At 39.0% G+C, this 16,557-nt stretch carries 16 protein-coding genes; 8 read left to right on the forward strand and 8 right to left on the reverse strand.

The window, feature by feature from the left end:
* The first annotated feature begins 4 nt into the window (after positions 1-4).
* The 4 genes from FDK13_RS27470 to pgi all read left to right on the forward strand — a co-directional run bounded on the left by FDK13_RS27470 (position 5) and on the right by pgi (position 4,233).
* Positions 5-1,201: a DUF5009 domain-containing protein gene (locus FDK13_RS27470; protein WP_137343230.1), complete on the forward strand. Its 1,197-nt coding sequence runs from the start codon at positions 5-7 to the stop codon at positions 1,199-1,201.
* Positions 1,202-1,214: 13 nt separating this feature from the next.
* Positions 1,215-1,349 carry a hypothetical protein gene (locus FDK13_RS36450; protein ID WP_262711832.1) on the forward strand — a complete coding sequence of 45 codons (135 nt, stop codon included), beginning with the start codon at positions 1,215-1,217 and terminating at the stop codon, positions 1,347-1,349.
* A gap of 177 nt (positions 1,350-1,526) precedes the next feature.
* On the forward strand, positions 1,527-2,363 hold the full coding sequence (locus tag FDK13_RS27475) for a sugar phosphate isomerase/epimerase family protein (protein ID WP_137343231.1): 837 nt from the start codon (positions 1,527-1,529) through the stop codon (positions 2,361-2,363).
* A 220-nt stretch (positions 2,364-2,583) separates the two neighbouring features.
* The gene (gene pgi, locus FDK13_RS27480) at positions 2,584-4,233 is read left to right on the forward strand and encodes a glucose-6-phosphate isomerase (protein WP_137343232.1); all 1,650 of its coding nucleotides are present in this window, start codon (positions 2,584-2,586) and stop codon (positions 4,231-4,233) included.
* On the opposite strand, the gene FDK13_RS27485 is transcribed toward pgi, so the two are convergent.
* The gene (locus tag FDK13_RS27485) at positions 4,212-4,601 is read right to left on the reverse strand and encodes a VanZ family protein (RefSeq protein WP_137343233.1); all 390 of its coding nucleotides are present in this window, start codon (positions 4,599-4,601) and stop codon (positions 4,212-4,214) included. The two genes, pgi and FDK13_RS27485, sit on opposite strands and share 22 nt — an antisense overlap.
* Positions 4,602-4,779: 178 nt before the next feature.
* Positions 4,780-5,208, reverse strand: coding sequence for a hypothetical protein (locus tag FDK13_RS27490; protein ID WP_137343234.1), 429 nt, complete (start codon positions 5,206-5,208; stop codon positions 4,780-4,782).
* A gap of 266 nt (positions 5,209-5,474) precedes the next feature.
* Here FDK13_RS27490 and FDK13_RS27495 point away from each other — a divergent pair, with 266 nt between their 5' ends.
* From FDK13_RS27495 to FDK13_RS27510, 4 genes are all read left to right on the forward strand, one after another.
* On the forward strand, positions 5,475-5,882 hold the full coding sequence (locus FDK13_RS27495) for a hypothetical protein (protein WP_137343235.1): 408 nt from the start codon (positions 5,475-5,477) through the stop codon (positions 5,880-5,882).
* Between the two features lie 54 nt (positions 5,883-5,936).
* Positions 5,937-6,725 carry a T9SS type A sorting domain-containing protein gene (locus FDK13_RS27500; protein WP_137343236.1) on the forward strand — a complete coding sequence of 263 codons (789 nt, stop codon included), beginning with the start codon at positions 5,937-5,939 and terminating at the stop codon, positions 6,723-6,725.
* Positions 6,726-6,786: 61 nt separating this feature from the next.
* Positions 6,787-7,344 carry a hypothetical protein gene (locus tag FDK13_RS27505; protein WP_137343237.1) on the forward strand — a complete coding sequence of 186 codons (558 nt, stop codon included), beginning with the start codon at positions 6,787-6,789 and terminating at the stop codon, positions 7,342-7,344.
* A 5-nt stretch (positions 7,345-7,349) separates the two neighbouring features.
* Positions 7,350-8,720, forward strand: coding sequence for a T9SS type B sorting domain-containing protein (locus FDK13_RS27510; RefSeq protein WP_170982932.1), 1,371 nt, complete (start codon positions 7,350-7,352; stop codon positions 8,718-8,720).
* Positions 8,721-8,816: 96 nt separating this feature from the next.
* Here FDK13_RS27510 and FDK13_RS27515 read toward each other — a convergent pair whose 3' ends face one another.
* The 6 genes from FDK13_RS27515 to rplT all read right to left on the reverse strand — a co-directional run bounded on the left by FDK13_RS27515 (position 8,817) and on the right by rplT (position 16,472).
* Positions 8,817-9,647: an SDR family oxidoreductase gene (locus FDK13_RS27515; protein ID WP_137343239.1), complete on the reverse strand. Its 831-nt coding sequence runs from the start codon at positions 9,645-9,647 to the stop codon at positions 8,817-8,819.
* Complete coding sequence (locus tag FDK13_RS27520; protein ID WP_229216235.1) at positions 9,644-9,952, reverse strand: hypothetical protein; 309 nt, start codon at positions 9,950-9,952, stop codon at positions 9,644-9,646. The genes FDK13_RS27515 and FDK13_RS27520 overlap by 4 nt, the downstream gene beginning before the upstream one ends.
* Before the next feature lie 81 nt (positions 9,953-10,033).
* Positions 10,034-11,938 (reverse strand): molecular chaperone DnaK, encoded by a 1,905-nt coding sequence (gene dnaK / locus FDK13_RS27525; RefSeq protein ID WP_137343240.1) that lies wholly within the window; start codon positions 11,936-11,938, stop codon positions 10,034-10,036.
* 718 nt (positions 11,939-12,656) lie between these two features.
* Positions 12,657-15,197: a phosphocholine-specific phospholipase C gene (locus FDK13_RS27530; RefSeq protein WP_137343241.1), complete on the reverse strand. Its 2,541-nt coding sequence runs from the start codon at positions 15,195-15,197 to the stop codon at positions 12,657-12,659.
* Between the two features lie 203 nt (positions 15,198-15,400).
* A complete protein-coding gene (locus FDK13_RS27535; RefSeq protein WP_181956154.1) occupies positions 15,401-16,030 on the reverse strand; it encodes a DUF937 domain-containing protein in 630 nt (209 codons plus the stop codon).
* A 97-nt stretch (positions 16,031-16,127) separates the two neighbouring features.
* Positions 16,128-16,472 (reverse strand): 50S ribosomal protein L20, encoded by a 345-nt coding sequence (gene rplT, locus FDK13_RS27540; protein ID WP_137343242.1) that lies wholly within the window; start codon positions 16,470-16,472, stop codon positions 16,128-16,130.
* Between the last annotated feature and the right edge of the window lie 85 nt (positions 16,473-16,557).

The raw sequence follows: 16,557 nt of genomic DNA on the forward strand, positions 1-16,557 counted from the left end.
AAAAATGACTTCTAAACTTTCAATAACCCGGTTAGATTCTATAGACATTTTCAGAGCGCTGACTATGTTTCTCATGATTTTTGTAAATGATCTATGGACACTGGAAGGCGTTCCTCATTGGCTTGAACACAGTGCTGCCAAAGACGACGCGATGGGTTTTTCTGATATTATATTTCCGTGTTTTCTATTCATCGTCGGCCTATCAATCCCTTTTGCAATTGCAAACAGAAAATCGAAAGGTGATAGTGATCTGACCATCGTCAAACATATTGCTGAACGAACTTTTGCACTTCTTTTGATGGGGATTTTTACTGTTAACCTGGAAAGTGCAAATGATGGAATGATTATTAGCACCTACGTTTGGGAAATATTTATGGTCATTGGCTTCTTTTTGATCTGGAATGTTTATCCCGACAAGCCGGAAAATAAATCGATATACAGTCTGCTGAAATTTATTGGTTTTCTGATCCTGATCGGACTTGCTGTGATTTATAAAGGGGGAGAGGATGATAATGTTGTCTGGATGCAGACACATTGGTATGGTATTCTTGGACTTATTGGCTGGTCGTACCTGATATGTGCGCTGGTTTATTTGCTTATAGGGGACAACGTTGCGTTAATCGTTCTTGCCTGGGTGTTTTTTGCGGTTTTCAGTATGGCAGATTTTTCAGGCGCACTTGGTTTTCTGCATCGGATAAGACCGCATGTCTGGATAGTCGGCAGTGGGTCCATGCCAGGTTTTGCAATGGGCGGTATTGTAGCTTCTGTTATTTATAGAAAATACTCGAAGCAAATTAAGCCGGCTACATTTTTGCTTATTTTAGTAGGTTTAGGGATACTATCTTTCGCTTACGGTTTTGGAACACGGCCTTTTTGGGGAATTTCAAAAATTAGGGCAACGCCAGCCTGGGTCGGTATTTGCAGCGGCATCAGTTTTATGACCTTTGCTTTTTTCTATTGGTTAACCGATTTGAAAGGAAAAAAAAGCTGGGCGGAAATTCTTAAACCTGCCGGAACTTCTACGCTGACCTGCTACCTGATTCCTTATGTTTGGTATGCTGTAATTACCCTGGCCGGAATCAGTTTGCCAATATTTCTAAGAACCGGAATGATCGGAATCATCAAATCATTACTCTTTTCTCTGATCATCGTTTTGATTACCGGTCTGATCAACAAGATTGGTATCAAACTTAAAATTTAATTTTTTAAATATTATGAAGTATCAAATTAATTTTTTCTTTTCCCTGCGCCTTTTGCGGCTGCTTCAATCACATCTGCTTTTGGCTGCGAAACCTGAACTACATGGCTGGCTTTTGATCTCTGTAACTACCGATCTGCCACGTTTGTAGATATTCCTTTCAATAACAAATATTTAAAAAGAGATAATTAACTTTCAGATATCTGGTTAATTGGATTTTATTTTTAATTCAAACTCTTGTCATTTCAATAGTTTGTGTGATCCGGGTTGGTATATTTTCAGGTATTTTACTTTATAGTTTGAAATCAGTTTATAAAAATATATCAGGATGAATACACGACGTGAGTTTGTTAAAAAAGGAGTTGCAGGTTTAATGGCTGGTTCTATGGTTTCACTGCCCGAAACCTTTTTTGCGCCGGTAAAAGAAAAGAAAGAGGATTTATTTAAGCTGGCTATGGCTGGTTTTAGTTTTGTCAATTTCAATCTGGACCAGTCGCTTGAAATGATGAAAAAAACGGATGTGCATTACCTTTGCATTAAAGATTTTCATCTTCCTTATGCCAGCACCCCTGAACAAATCGCTGCCTTCTATGAAAAACTGAAACAGTCGGGTGTAACAGGTTATGGAGTTGGGCCAATTTATGCCAAAACAACAACAGAAATTGACAACGCTTTTGACTATGCAAAAAGGGTTGGAGTTAAATTGATTGTCGGTATTCCTAACCATGAAGATTTACCTTACGTTGCTAAAAAAGTTAAGGAAACGGGAATTCGCTATGCCATCCATATTCACGGTCCGGGTGATAAATTATATCCAAATGCAATTTCTGTTTATAATCTGATCAAAGATCTTGATCCGGGTGTTGGAATATGTTTTGATATGGGCCATGATGCGCGCTACGGAAATGATCCGATTGCTGATCTGGAAAAATATCAGAAACGGATTTTTGATATACACCTGAAAAACGTAACATCCGCCACGCACGACGGAACAACCTGTGAACTGGGACGTGGTGTTATTGACGTTCCGCTCTTCATAAAAATGCTTAGGAAAATCAAATATTCAGGGATGTGCAGCCTTGAATATGAGAAAGACATGAAAGATCCTTTGGCCGGGATTGCCGAGTCTGTTGGTTATTACAAAGGAGTTTGTGATGCAATTTGACAATGCCATTTCCTTTCAAATAAGCTAAAACAGGTTTTTTGATTCATTTGTTGTTTCGAATGCATTGATAAACAACTGTTTAAGTTTTTGTACTTTATTTTCATTTTTTTCTGGTGCTCATAAGAGTCTTAAAACGCTACTTTTGTGTTAAGGTAATAGCGGCCTTTTTTAAAACGGCCTAAATTTTCAACTGATTTTTCAACATAAATTCGTTAAACTCATGCTTCAATCGACACCTTTTGATCAGACGGCAGCATATAAAAAGCTGAAAACCCACCATAAAACAATCTCCCAAAAACATTTAAAAGACCTTTTTCTTGAAGATCCGGAGCGTGCCCGTAAATTTTCTCTACGTTTTGGCGATATCGTTCTGGATTATTCCAAAAATAGAATCACGACTCGTACAAGAGCATATTTGATACAACTTGCAGAAGAATGTGGTTTGTCGGATGCTATTGAACAGATGTTCAGCGGTGAAAAAATCAACGCTACCGAAGGTCGCTCGGTTTTGCATACTGCTCTGCGTAATCGTTCCAATACACCCGTTTTGGTTGATGGAAAAGATGTGATGCCGGATGTAAACGAGGTACTGGCGAAAATGAAAGATTTTTCCAATAAAGTACGTTCGGGTTCATGGAAAGGATATACAGGAAAAGAAATCACGGATATCGTTAACATCGGTATTGGTGGAAGTGATTTGGGCCCTGTAATGGTGACAGAAGCACTTAAATCTTACGGCAAAAACGGGCTGAACGTGCATTTCGTATCCAATGTAGATGGAACGCATATCGCCGAAACTGTAAAGTCACTAGATCCTGAGACCACTTTGTTCATGATCGCTTCCAAAACTTTTACTACGCAGGAAACCATGACAAACGCGTTAACTGCACGTGGCTGGTTTTTGGAAAAAGCAGAAGATGAGGAGCACGTGAAAAAACACTTCGTTGCCATTTCAACAAACCGCGCAGAAGTAGAAAAATTTGGTATCGATCCTGAAAATATGTTCGGGTTCTGGGACTGGGTTGGCGGTCGTTATTCGCTATGGTCGGCTATTGGTTTGTCTATCGCTTGTTTTATTGGTTTCAACAATTTTGAGCAATTGCTGGCTGGTGCGCATGATATGGATAACCATTTCAGAACTACAAAACTGGAAAGAAATATTCCTGTGATTTTGGGCTTATTGGGTGTTTGGTATAACAATTTCTTTGATGCCCAAACACACGCAATTCTTCCTTACGACCAGTATTTGCACCGTTTTGCCGCTTATTTCCAGCAAGGAGATATGGAAAGCAACGGGAAATATGTAGGCCGTAATGGTGAAGCAGTTAATTATCAGACCGGACCCGTTATCTGGGGTGAGCCCGGTACAAATGGGCAACATGCTTTCTATCAGTTAATTCATCAGGGAACAAAAGTTATTCCTTGCGATTTTATAGCACCGGCTGTGAGCCATAATCCTATCGGAGAACATCATAAAATGCTTTTGTCAAACTTTTTTGCTCAGACAGAGGCGCTTATGAATGGTAAAACGTATGAAGAAGCAAGTGAAGAATTAAAGGCTGCGGGTAAAAGTAAAGAAGAGATAGATTTTCTTACACCGTTCAAAGTGTTCCTGGGTAACAAACCTACCAACTCGTTCCTTGTGAAAAAGATCACACCAAAAGTATTGGGAAGTCTCCTGGCGATGTATGAGCACAAGATTTTTGTTCAGGGGATTATCTGGAATATTTTCAGCTTTGACCAGTGGGGCGTTGAGCTTGGGAAGCAACTGGCCAACAAAATTTACCCTGAACTTCAAAATGATTGGCCAGCTACCAATCACGATGGCTCAACCAATAGTTTGATCAATCAATACAAACGTTGGAGATAACGGTCGAGCACGATTGCTTTAAAACCGAATCCTAAAAAAACACCAACCGAATCTGCCACTATATCGAGCAAGTCAAATGTTCGGTCTAGTGGCATTATTTCCTGGTAAAATTCAATCGCTACACCATAGGCAATCCCTGCCAAAATCACAGTAACAGCTTTTTGAGGATACACCAAAAGCCATAAAACAGTAAAACCAGCAAAAAGTCCGGCGTGTACCAGTTTGTCAAAACCTGTAACAGGCGCCTCCGGAATATCCTTTCCTGGCCAGCTGCAAGCCAACAAAATAAGTAGGGTCCAAAGGATCGCAATCCATGCATGTTTGGAAAGAAAACTTAAAAAAAGCTGAAAAGGATTAGCAGGCCGCATGATTGAGTTTGAAATTTTATCTTGACAAATGTAAACTGACTTTTTGGTAATCCATCTCATTAGCTGGTTCTTACTTTATTTGTTAATAAATGATTCGTATATAATTCAATATAAAAAGCTGCACCAAAATAATTGATGCAGCTTTTTAGCAAAAGGCACTAAAAAAAGAGGTTACGATTTATATTTTCTCTATGGTAAGGCTTACTTTATAATCTTCCGGATTTATCGTTTTAAAAATTTCAGGATAGGGAGAAACCTCGTGGATTTTGATGGAATAAGATTGGTCGCCTAACTTGAAAGACTGGACCGTCTTATCTTTTTCATCGTTAATTAATTCTATTGATGCCTCAGTGTTATTGGCTCCATCAGATAAACTAAATTTAACGATCACCTTTCCTACTGAAATACAATCGGCATTGATCGGGCAACGGCTGTCATTTATTTCCAAAACTGTTACTGATAACGGAATTCCTGAAACCATTACAGAAGTCAGCTTGCGGTATGAAATATTACTTACAAGTTCCTGCGCTTTTGGCATGTCCTCATATTTATTGTCACATGCTATGCAGACAAAACAGAACAATGTGATAAGGATATATTTTTTCATGGCTAATGTCTTTTATAGTTATAAGATACAAGTGAACTAAAAAAGGTTGGAAAGAGGAATTGAATTTTTTACAATTTTTAATTATGTACGTCTACTGTATTAGCCAGAAAGTGTATTTCAGAGTACTTTAAATGCAAGATGCCTTCATTCTTGTAGTAGTAATATTATATTAATTGTAATATTTATTTTAAATATAATTATTTTCTATATTGTTGGAAAATTATAATTATTTGTAAAATAAATCCTCATTTTTAAAACTAATTATTATGAAAAATCTTCTAATCACGTTGTTGCATGTAAGAAATTATAAGAAAAATGTAAGTTTTTTTATTGTTATTTTAATATTTGTGTGCTCTGGGATATTTAATTCCTCTTTTGCTTTGAGTATAACAGGGCCTAATAGGGTTTGTCCGGGAAATACTGCTACTTATATAGTTAGTGGTCTACCTATTGGAACTGAGCGATGGAGCTATTCATTTTATGAGCCAACCGACTCTGAACATTTCAGAAATCCATTTGAATCAATGAGTATAAGCCATGCTTTTGGCAATTCTGCGGGAGATGTGGTGATCACAATAAGGGCATACGGAACTCCGGCTGGCTTAACGTTAATATCTTCTCAGTCTATAACGGTTTCAAAAAGTCCTCCATCTCCATATACACCAAATAATTGATTGGTAATTGGGTGTAGCGCAAATGAGGCTGTTGCAATATCATCCTCTCCATATTTGCAGAATAATGCAGCTGACTGTTATTTTCACTGTGCATATGAGTGGTCAGCATCAAGCGGCTGGAATCTGAATAATGGAACCATAACTGGTAATCCCGTAAGAGGTGCTAACAGTGTTATTTTTCCATCAGGACTTACAAATGGAAATGTTGGAACATTGACTGTTACAGCGTTATATACCGAATGCGCTGGTTTTACAAATACATCTTCATCAGCTCCACTTTTTTATGGAACTCCGATTTTGAGCAATCCCCAGGTAAATGGGGGCACTAATCAATCGTTTAACGTAATTCCCGGAGGCTGGGCAAATTTAAGCGTAGCCGGCCAAGGTGTTGGTAGTTACTCCTGGACAATAGAGGGAGGGAGCGGAAGTTTGTCTCCGAATGGCTCCTCCTGCCAGGTCTCATTTTCAAGTTTTGTCAGAGTTGTTGTTACGCCGACTAACAGGTGTGGACAGGGCACGAATTATCGGCAAACATTTTACCTATCAACTACTTCTGCTGGCGGTTTTTATAGAATATATCCTAATCCATCAAAAGACGTATTATCAATTGAATTTGAAAATGTAGAAGCTGCCGGTTATCTGTTTGAAAGTGCTACATTACTAGATGAGAAAGATAATGTAATTAGACAGACTGGTGTGCAAAGAGGAAAAGACGGGGCAAATAATTATTTTAAAACGCAAAACAACATTAAATGGGATATTAAAGACGTTTCAAGAGGGGTGTATTTTGTACATTTAAAAATGGGTGATGAGATTACTAAATCGAAAATTATTTTAGAATAGTTAATAACCGGGCTGGAGGTCTCAGCTATTTCCAGCCCATTATTTTTAGATATGAATTTATATGAAAATATATAATCTAATTATTTCGATCCTGTTGGTAAATTCAGGGACATTTGCTCAAAACACCCACAAGTTTGTAAAGCTTAATTCAATCCAGTTGGAAGCAAGCGGTGGAGACGATTCTTTTGTACCTATTTCAATTAATTACGAAAGAATATTTTATTCGACTCAAAAGCTAGCCTGGAATGTGAAAATCGGTGGCATCTATAAAAATTGGGGAGATACACATCAAAAGGCTATTACCGCGGAACTTGGAGTGATCAGCCAAAGTATAAAACATCATTGGGAGTTGGGTCTTTTTACCATGCACCAGGATAGAAAGAGATATGAAACTTATAAAAGCAGCACCCTTATAACCCTGTCTGCACCCTGGTACATGGCTGTTCGGGGAGGATATCGGTATCAGGCTGCGCAAGGGAAATGGTTATTCCGGGCGGGTCTTTTACTGCCATTTATAAAGAATTTCTCAGAGGATTCAAGCGAGAAATTCTCCCCTAAATTCAAAGCTAAAAACCTTCTTATGCCATGGCCTGTCATTTCACTCGGACGTGCATTTTAACATGTTTGTTTTTTTCGTCTTTATTAGGATTACATGGACAGAATTTAGTCCCTAACCCTGGATTTGAACAAGTTAAAAAAAGACCTTGCGGGATAATACCAACGGATAGCCCTTTTGGAATTCAGGATTATATTGAAGAATGGTATACACCTACTTCCGGGAGCAGTGATGTATGGTATTCCGATACTTCCAGGATCTGCTACCCGGCATTTCTTGCCAATAGCAGGCAACTGACGCGTAACGGTAAAATGTGTGCGGGATTGATCACATCTTCTGCCAATAATCTTACTGTAAACAATTTATCAACTGTTTCCGAATACAGGGAGTATATTCAGGTGAGATTAAAACAACCTATGAAAAAGGGGAGTGTATATTATGCCGAATATTTCGCCATACGGGACTTTGGAAGTTCTCTAGCCACCAATAAACTTGGAGCAGCGTTCACAGTGGAACCGATAGGGACTGTTGAAAAAAAGAAATATCCGGTAATTCATGCCAATCCTCAAATTGTTTCTAACGCGGTAATAAAAGATACAAGTCAATGGACAAAAATATCGGGCTGTTTTATTGCAGCTGACAATTATGAGTATTTAACAATTGGGAATTTTTCTGATGATCGTTCGACTACTTTTATACCCACTTTTTATACAACCCAAAGATCGCCATATTATTTAATTGACGACATACTGGTTGAAGAGCAAGATGTCCCGTTTATCCCTCCAACAGGTTTTTTAGGCAAGGACTTGGTATTTTGCCAGGATGAAAGCTATAACTTCAACCTTGATAGTCTAAAACCTTATAATTTCCTTTGGCAGGATCGGAATGTCAACAGTAATTATCTCATAAAGTCGGGGGGGGAATTTAGTCTGACATTATCCTATAAAAGCTGCCAGTTCAGGGATACGGTAAACGTAGAAGTAGTTTCTCCGGTAAATCTTGGTCCTGATTTAAGAAGTTGTGAAGACAACGCTATTCAGTTGCGGAATGAAAATGGTGGAGTTGTGAAATGGCAGGATGAAACTGAAAACAGTGAATTCAAGGTACAAAATTCAGGAGAATTTATAGCTTATTCTTTATCTTCCCAATGTCCTTCATCTGATACAGTCAAAGTGGAGCTATATCCTTGTCCTGGTATTATACCTAATGTTTTTACCCCAAATTCTGATGGTAAAAATGATTTCTTTGAAATTGATCATGTTACATTATCAACTTGGAAACTGGAAGTGTATAACAGGTGGGGGAAACAAATTTATCTACATGAAAACTATGACAATACCTGGGACGGTAATAATTTGTCTGGAGGAATGTACTACTACGTTCTGTCAAATCCAGTGTTACAAAAAGAACATAAAGGCTGGGTCACAATTATGAAATAATAAAAAAGTCTAGAGCATAAAATTATCCCCTTTCACAAAAGCATCAGACAAAATCGTCTGGTGCTTTTTCATTTTCAGCCTAAAAAAATGATATTATCAGCCATTATCCGCAAATTCAGGATACAGCGTCATACCTCCATCAGTGTAAAGTGTTTCACCGTTCACATAGTCAGAATCGTCAGAGGCTAACCAGCCAACTGCTTTTGCTACATCCTGTGGTGTTCCAATTCTTTTGTAAGGAATCAGATTAAGCAAACCTTTATATTTTTCAGGATCCGACCAGACTTCCTTATTAATGGTAGTTTTGATAGCGCCCGGACTGACAGAATTTACACGAATTTTGTGAGGAGCAAGTTCCTGTGAAATGGATTTCATGAACATCATAATCCCACCTTTTGAGGCTGCATAATTAACATGACCGGCCCATGGAATGATATCATGAACAGAACTCATCAATATGATTTTTCCGATAGATAATTCGCTATGATTGGGTTCATCTTTTGATGCGGCGGCTTCCTGAGCAACAAACTGACGAGCTGCTTCCCGGCAGGCAAGAAACTGACCAGTAAGATTTACGTCAATAACTTTCTGCCACTGCTGCAATGTCATTTCAAGAAAAGAAGAATCCTGCTGAAGTCCGGCATTGCTTACAAGAATATCCAGTCTTCCATAAGTAGCAATGGTTTGGTTAAACATTGCTTTTACTTCTTCCTCTTTACTCACGTCCGCTTTTACGAGAATGGCAGTTCCGCCATTTTTTGTAATCTCTTCTAAAACTTCATTACCGGCATCCGCATTTGCACTGTAATTGACAACAACCTTGGCACCAAGCTGACCAAAATAAACGGCACAAGCCTTACCAATTCCCGAGCTGGATCCTGTAACAATAACTACTTTGTCTTTAAACCGCTGATCAGGAGTGCTCATATCGCTTCGTTATCGATTGATTTTAATTTTTTCCAAACACTTCTTGTCACATTTTTAACGGCCCAGTTTTTTGCTATCAAAATGGCTTTTGATATTGCATCTTTGGGCGAAATGTTGGATGTTCTAATTAATTCCTGCGCAATGGTCATTGCTTTTTCACGTGTCGTAGGAGACAAATATTTCAATTCAGGTAATGTCATCATTGCGTCCATAAAAGTCGGTTTGATCTGATTAATTGTTGAATGTGTTGCTCTTAGTATTAAAAATTTATGCCAGGATTTTATCCAGCTTAATGACGTACCCATGAAGATTAATTACGCACTTTTTAAATTTTAGCTGAAAAAAAATCCCCAACTTTCGAAGGGGATCTTTTCATTTTGTATTCCTTATTTAACTTCTTCGAAATTCACGTCTGTAACGTCTTCCGCTCCGGCACTTTCGCTGGCAGTTCCATTTCCTTGCGGGTTAGGAGCACCTTGCTGACCTTCGCCTCCCTGAGCATACATTTCCTGGGAAGCAGCCTGCCATGCAGCGTTAAGTTTTTCCATTGAAGAATCAATAGCAGCCAAATCCTGAGTCTGATGTGCAGTGCGTAATTCAGCAAGAGCACCTTCAATAGCAGTTTTATTTGGTTCAGACAATTTATCTCCAAATTCTTTCAACTGTTTGTCAGTTGAGAAAATCAGACTGTCCGCTGTATTGATCTTTTCAATTTTTTCACGTTCTGCTTTATCAGATGCTTCGTTAGCTTTCGCTTCTTCACGCATACGGTTGATTTCAGCATCTGTTAATCCACTTGAAGCTTCAATACGGATTTTTTGTTCTTTTCCAGTTCCTTTATCTTTTGCAGAAACGTGCAGGATACCATTCGCATCAACGTCAAACGTTACTTCAATTTGAGGAGTACCGCGTTGTGCTGGTGGAATATCAGATAAATGGAAGCGACCCAAAGTACGGTTTTGATTCGCCAAAGGACGTTCTCCCTGCAAGATGTGGATCTCAACAGAAGGCTGGTTATCAGCAGCAGTTGAGAATACTTCCGTTTTCTTGGAAGGAATAGTCGTGTTAGCTTCAATCAATTTTGTAGAAACACCACCCAAAGTTTCGATACCAAGAGACAAAGGAATAACGTCTAACAAAAGAACATCTTTCACTTCACCTGTTAATACACCACCTTGAATTGCAGCTCCAACAGCAACCGCTTCATCAGGGTTAACACCTTTCGAAGGTTTTCTTCCAAAGAATTTCTCAACTTCTTCCTGAACACGAGGAATACGCGTTGATCCACCAACAAGAATTACTTCGCTGATATCGCTGTTTGAATAATTTGCGTTTTTCATTGCTCTTTTGCAAGGTTCCATCATACGTTGGAACAAGCTGTCAGCCAATTGTTCAAATTTGGCACGAGTCAATGACCGAACAAGGTGTTTAGGAATACCATCTACCGGGAAAATGTATGGTAAATTGATTTCCGTTTGTGTTGAGCTCGACAATTCAACTTTTGCTTTTTCAGCAGCTTCTTTCAAACGCTGCAAAGCCATAGGATCTTTTGTAAGATCTACACCTTCGTCTGTTTTGAATTCAGCAGCAAGCCAGTTGATAATTACCTGATCAAAGTCATCACCACCAAGGTGGGTATCACCATCTGTTGATTTTACTTCGAAAACTCCGTCTCCCAATTCAAGCACAGATACGTCAAACGTACCGCCACCTAAATCGAAAACAGCAATTTTCATATCAATATGTTGCTTGTCAAGACCATAAGCCAAGGCAGCAGCAGTAGGTTCGTTTATGATACGTTTTACATCCAAACCAGCAATTTGACCTGCTTCTTTGGTAGCCTGGCGTTCAGCATCATTGAAATAAGCCGGAACAGTAATTACTGCTTCTGTTACTTCTACTCCTAAATAATCTTCAGCAGTTTGTTTCATTTTCTGTAAAATGAATGCCGAAACTTCTTGTGGAGTGTATAAGCGATCTCCGATTGGAATTCGTGGCGTGTTGTTTGGACCTTTTTCAACACTATATGCGATGGTTTTCATTTCACTGGAAACCTCGTCATATTTTTTACCCATGAAACGCTTGATGGAGCTAATCGTATGCTTGGGATTGGTGATTGCCTGACGTTTTGCAGGCGCACCTACTTTACGTTCGCCATTGTCCATGAACGCAACTACAGAAGGAGTCGTACGAGCACCTTCGCTATTTGCGATTACGACAGGCTCATTACCTTCCATGACAGCTACGCAGGAGTTAGTGGTTCCTAAGTCTATGCCAATAATTTTTCCCATTGTTATATATTAAAGTTAAATATTATTTATTTCCTGATTCGCGACGAGGCCTCTTTCAATTTCCTGTCGTGTTTCATTACTCTTTAAAAAGCCCGTACCAGACTATACAAATGGATAATTGCAGTGACAAAGTGTCAGTTTTGACAGCCTTAAAAAAGAGTCTTTTAGACAGCGGAAATTGTTAAGAATTAAACCTGGCCCAATTAGGTAAAATCGGGTTTCAGGATTGATTGACGCCAGGTTTATCGGTAATTTAATGTTAGCTGTGATAGCTAATACGTTGATCAACAGGTGGTAAATATTCAAATATAAGAGGTGTAGATATAAATTCTCTTACGGCTCATGTTTGTTTTATTTTTCACAAAACGGGTGGGAGAATTTTTTGTTCAATACACTTTAACCTTTGCGTTGCGTATTCCATTGGACAACTTTCCCGAAGCTGTAAATACTGACTTGAATGGCGGTTTTATCTGAAATGTGAAGACTGATATGCCATTTCTGTCAGTCAGGGTACCTTTCAATTAAAAAAATGCTATGATTGACGATTATTACATCAGGAAATAACCAGTACGGGACTTTTGATAATAAAAATCCACGTAATTAGTGGAGAAATATTCTGGCTATTATTTGCCACCTTATTTTATTACCTATGACGATAGGCTTGAAGCATAGGAAGAAGAAAAGGGCGAGTAAATTTTATTCGCCCTTTTCAAAGAAATCAGGAAATTCGGCCCATCAACGGATCACTTATACTTTCCTTACCTGTTTCCACATGCCCTGCAAATCTCTTTTGAGTTTCTTTATGTCCCTCAAAATTTAGACTGAAATCATACCAGCTGTGGCTTTTTTCAAGGTTTAAGACAATTACAGTAGTTGAAGATTTTGAGCCTGCAGCTTCAAGAGTCTTTTTTTGCCCCGCGCTTTTGTATGCATTGTCTGCAATCTCAACTGTTATTTTATTTTTAGGATCTGTATTTTTTATAATCAGCTCAATATTTCCGGTAGGCTTTTTATTTTTATCAAGTTGATATTCACATTGAACATCAACCAGCGGGTCATTTACATTGCCGGTATATTCACGAAAAAAACCATTCGGCCCGTAAGCACGAAGTTGGTAATTCTGGTTTTCAAAATTTCCAATTTTATAAGAATCGTTCAATACATCACCCGGTTTGACTGCGTAATTCCAGACTTTTACATTTTCATCTTTGTATTTTCCGGGAGCATAAACCATAAATGGAGAACCCGCAGAATCTTTTCCAAAAATAGTATTACCCGATTTTAATTTTATTTCAAAGGATTTTTTATCCGCACTGAGGTGACCATCAGCATATAACTGATAGGGCAGGGCACGGGCCGGGCGCGTCCCTTTTTCCTGTTGAGGCATATATTGTGAGGCTGACGGATCCTGATTTATTTGGGAAATTTCAGTAGCTGATAAGGATTTGTAACCATTTGGTAGCCCTTTGAATTTTGCCTTGTGAATTCCCTCAATAAATTCATCATGTTTAACAAAAGCTGGCAGCGGAATTTTCTGTCCGTCATAAGGTGTAAAAGTTGAAGTCAAATCACCGCAAATAGTCCGTCTCCATGCACTGATGTTTGTTTCTTCAATTTTCTTACCGGATTTGTGACTTGTAAATTTTTCCAGAAATTGGATTACCGATGTATGGTCAAATACTTCCGAACAAACATTTCCGCCACGATTCCACGGTGATGCTACTAAAAGCGGAACTCGGAATCCTAAACCAATAGGGCTCTCGCGAGATTCCTTTTTGGCTTTTTTCTTCATATCCTGCTCCAAAGTCACAAATTCAACCTTTGTGTCAATACCCTCAGATGTTTTTCCGGTATCTTCTTTGTATGGATTTGGAACGACATAAGGAGGAACGTGATCGAAATATCCGTCGTTTTCGTCGTAACAAAGAATGAAAATGGTTTTTTTCCAGACCTCAGGATTTTTTGTCAAAATGTCCATAACTTCTGACACATACCAAGCGCCATACCAGGGAGAAGTTGGGTGATCGGAAAAGTTTTCAGGAGCCACAAGCCAGGAAACTGTTGGTAATTTTCCGGTTTTGACATCATCTCTGAATTGATGAAGTACATCACCCTTTGGTAGTTTTACTTCACGACTTGTTTCACCTTCTTCATATTTGAAAGAAGTGACTTCATGATAATCCGGATCTTTTATATTAGTAGTAAATGCTTTCTGATGAAGATTTTTCTCTCTCTGGGATAGCTTGGCAAAATTTTCAGTGCTCCATTCTGACAGCTCTTTTTTTACAATTTCCTGTAAACCAAGCTTTTCCTTTAATGCATTTTGTGCTAAATCAGCATCTTTTCCCGGCGCCAGTGTTTTGATTTTATTTTCAAGGTCAGTTATTTCTTTTGGTAATTGTGCAGCCTGATTTTTTAAATGTTTTTGAAAGCCTGTCGAATAACGAACATGATACTGAGTAAACCACTCAATCGGATTATCCGTAAAATTGGCCAGCCAGGATTCTTCTTCACCTTCAAAGCCCATCGGAAGACTTATTTCATTCTGATATATTCTCCATGAAACGCCATGATCTTCCAGTCTCTCAGGGAAAGTTGTCCAATTGGCCTGCTTTTCGTATTCTACATTTTCATTGCGGACGTTTGCATATGCTTCTGTATTTTGTTTTTCACGAACCGTTCCTGTCCATAGAAAAAGACGGTTTGGCGTTGTTCCGGTCAGTGAAGAACAAAAATTCTGATCACAAACGGTAAAAGCATCAGCGAGTGCATAATAAAACGGAATGTCTTCGCGGTTGTAAAAACCCTGCGTTAAAGGCATTTTTGTGTAATCCTTATGGCCCGCCTGTTTCGCAATAAGCCATTTGTCATATTTCCCTTCATTTCTCGCATCCACCTGATTTGGCCATGAATGAGGTAAGGAGCCCATCCAGGTTGCTTTGGAATCCTTCATGTTCAGGCGAAACGGTGTGTAAGTTTCACCAGCTGCATTAGTTTGCAGCCATACAAGATTTTTATTTGGCAAAGAAATAGCTCTTGGATCATTAAAGCCTCTGACACCACGAAGCGAGCCATAACAGTGATCAAAAGAACGATTTTCCTGCATTAAAATAACCACATGTTCAGCATCCAGATAGGTACTTCCTGGTTGAGGATCTATGGCTAATGCTTTTTGAATTGAGAGAGGTAGTACACTTAAAAGGCCGGCTCCGCCGGAAAGCATGGCCGCTTTTTTAATAAATTCTCGTCTTGAGTCCATGGGTTGAATATAACGGGTTTGGGAAATCTCATTCAGTATTACCTGAAATTTTCGCTAATGTACCACGCTTTATAATTTCCGGCTCATTAAATTACGGTTATCTTTTAAAAGGAAAATACTTTTAATAACTTTTTTTTATTAAAAAAAGCTGTAAACCGGGATATTCCCTTGTTTACAGCTTTTATATATTATTTAAATTATACCTACTTTCCGCCGAAAAGTCCGCCAAGCATTCCGCCTAAATCAAATCCCTCTTCTTTTGGTTGATTTGGTGTGGCAGGAGTGCTGCTGCTTCCACCCATAAAACTTTTTCCAATTGACATTACATCATTCATATCCAGTTTTCCATCGGCCAGGGCATAACCTATTTGATTGAAATCAAATCCGGAACTTGCTGTCGCTGCCGGAGATGCTGCTGTTGCTCCACCGCCACCCAGCAAGCCGCCAAGTATACTGTTAAAGTCAAGACTGCCATCAGAAGGATTGCTTGTTTTATTGATAAGGCCGCCTAAGACGCCAGGAAGAACTGATGAAACAATTCCACCTGCGGAACTGCTGCTAAGACCGAATTTTTGCATGATAGCAGAAACTGCATTTCCGGCAATCGAGGCAACAATAGGATTGTTCATGATTCCGCCGCCGGTTTCTTTTCCCGACAACAATCCCATAATTCCCTGAATATTTCCTGATTGTGCCTGGTCTTGAAGTCCGCCGGTAATAGATCCCATCAAAGTGTGCATTACATCTGCATTCTGACTATTCGGAATTTCGGGGTTTTGTACGATTGCCTGTTGGGAATGTTCCTGAATAAGGCCTAGAAGTTGGTCGAGCATGATTGTTACGTTTAGTTGTATATAGCTAAGACTAAAATTTAACTAAAAGTAACGATACCCCTAAACATAAAAAAACCCGCCGAAGCGGGTTGCTGTTTTATTTTACCTGATCAACGACTGCTTTAAATGCATCCGGGTGGTTCATTGCCAAATCGGCAAGTACCTTACGGTTTAATTCAATGCCTTTCGCATTAATCTTGCCCATAAGAGCAGAATATGATAATCCGTGTAAACGTGCTCCAGCGTTGATACGTTGGATCCACAATGCGCGGAAGTTACGTTTCTTTTGTTTACGGCCTTTGTACGCGTATTGCAAACCACGCTCAACAGCGTTTTTAGCTACGGTCCAAACATTTTTACGACGGCCGAAATAGCCTTTCGCTAACTTTAACACTTTTTTACGTCTTGCGCGTGACGCAACATGATTTACCGAACGTGGCATAATATTAACTGTTTTTGATTGACGGCGCTCATTATCGAGACTTTAAGGCCGGCTATCGGGTTGAACAAAAAACCGAAATGGTATT

The organism is Dyadobacter frigoris (assembly GCF_005280585.1).
Taxonomy (GTDB): domain Bacteria; phylum Bacteroidota; class Bacteroidia; order Cytophagales; family Spirosomataceae; genus Dyadobacter; species Dyadobacter frigoris.